The sequence below is a fragment of the Actinoplanes sp. NPDC048791 genome (assembly GCF_040650095.1).
Classification (GTDB): domain Bacteria; phylum Actinomycetota; class Actinomycetes; order Mycobacteriales; family Micromonosporaceae; genus Actinoplanes.
The window spans coordinates 1-1,629 of sequence record NZ_JBEZGQ010001453.1 but is presented as its reverse complement, the minus strand read 5'-3'; the positions used below and the strand labels follow the sequence as shown (position 1 = coordinate 1,629).

Annotated in this window: 2 protein-coding genes; one reads left to right on the top strand and one right to left on the bottom strand. The window is 73.6% G+C overall.

What is annotated here, in order from left to right:
* Positions 1-306, bottom strand: a 306-nt coding sequence (locus AB0C29_RS47345) for an enoyl-CoA hydratase-related protein (RefSeq protein WP_360834798.1), incomplete at its 3' end; no start/stop codon positions are given.
* 36 nt (positions 307-342) lie between these two features.
* On the opposite strand from AB0C29_RS47345, the gene hemW reads away from it, so the two are divergent.
* Positions 343-1,554, top strand: coding sequence for a radical SAM family heme chaperone HemW (gene hemW, locus AB0C29_RS47340; protein WP_360834797.1), 1,212 nt, complete (start codon positions 343-345; stop codon positions 1,552-1,554).
* Positions 1,555-1,629 lie beyond the last annotated feature (75 nt).

Sequence of the window (1,629 nt, the reverse complement as noted above, 5' to 3'; positions counted from 1 at the left end):
GCCGGCGATCCGGGCCAGCACCGGCTTCGGGAATTCCCAGATCGCGGCGAGCACGTCGGCCAGCAGCTCAGCCGGGATCTTGCCGGACTCCCGGGCCTCGGCGGTCTCCTTCAGGTCGGCCCCCGAGCAGAAGACCGGGCCGGTGTGCGAGATCACCACCGCCCGGACCGCCGGGTCGGTGAGCGCGGCGCCGAGCGCCGCCAGCAGCTCGCTCATGAGCAGCGAGGAGAGCGCATTACGGTTCGCCGGGCTGTCCAGCGTCACGGTGGTCACCCCGGCTGCGGTGACGGTACGGACCAACTCCATGCCGGAACCCTAACGGTGTACGTGCACACTTGACGGATGCCTGGTCCCGCGCCCGAGGGCGAGCCCGTACCGAGTGACGGCTCGCTGCCCGACAGTGCCCTGCGCGACGTCGGCGGACGGGGTTTCGGGGTCTACGTCCACGTCCCGTTCTGTGCCAGCCGGTGCGGGTACTGCGACTTCAACACGTACACGGCCAGCGAGCTGGGCGGGGGCGCCAGCCGGGAGGGCTACGCCGACGCGGTCCTGGCCGAGCTGAAGCTGGCCGCCTCGGTCACCGGCGCGCGCGTCGACACCGTGTTCGTCGGCGGCGGCACGCCGACCCTGCTCGACCCGGGCGACCTGGGCCGGATCCTCGAGGGCATCGACCGCACCTGGGGGCTGGCCGCCGACGCGGAGATCACCACCGAGGCCAACCCCGAGTCGGTGACCCCGCAGTCGCTGCAGGCGCTGCGTAAGGCCGGCTACACCCGGATCTCGCTGGGCATGCAGTCCGCCGCCCCGGCCGTGCTGCGGATCCTGGAGCGCCGGCACACCGCCGGGCGGGCGCCGCAGGCCGCGATCGAGGCCCGGGAGGCCGGCTTCGACCACGTCAACCTGGATCTGATCTACGGGACGCCGGGGGAGACGCCCGAGGACTTCGCCCGTTCGCTGGCCGCGGTGCTCGACGCGGGGGTGGATCACGTCAGCGCGTACTCGCTGATCGTGGAGGACGGGACGCGGATGGCGGCCCGGATGCGCCGGGGTGAGCTGCCGTACCCGGAGGACGACGTGGCCGCGGACCGCTACCTGGCCGCCGAGGCGGCGCTGGGCGGGGCGGGGTTCTCCTGGTACGAGGTGTCGAACTGGGCGACGACACCGGACGCCCGCTGCCGGCACAACCTCTTGTACTGGACCGGCGGGGACTGGTGGGGGCTCGGGCCGGGCGCGCACAGCCACGTCGGCGGGGTGCGCTGGTGGAACGTCAAGCATCCGGCCGCGTACGCGAAGCGGGTGGAGGCCGGTCTGTCGCCCGGGCACGGCCGGGAGATCCTGACCGATGCGGACCGTCACGTCGAGGACGTGATGTTGCGCGTACGGCTGCGTGACGGCCTGCCGCTGACCGCGCTGGACGCGACCGGGCTGACCGGCGCGGCCGGGGCCCTGGCCGACGGCCTGCTGGACCCGGCGGCGTACGAGGCCGGCCGGGTGGTCCTCACCCTGCGCGGCCGGCTGCTGGCCGACGCCGTGATCCGCGACCTGCTGCCGTGACGCCGATGGCGCCGGGCCGGGGGCCGGCGCCATCGATGCGCTACTTGTTGAGCGAGACCGTCATCGGGTAGTTGT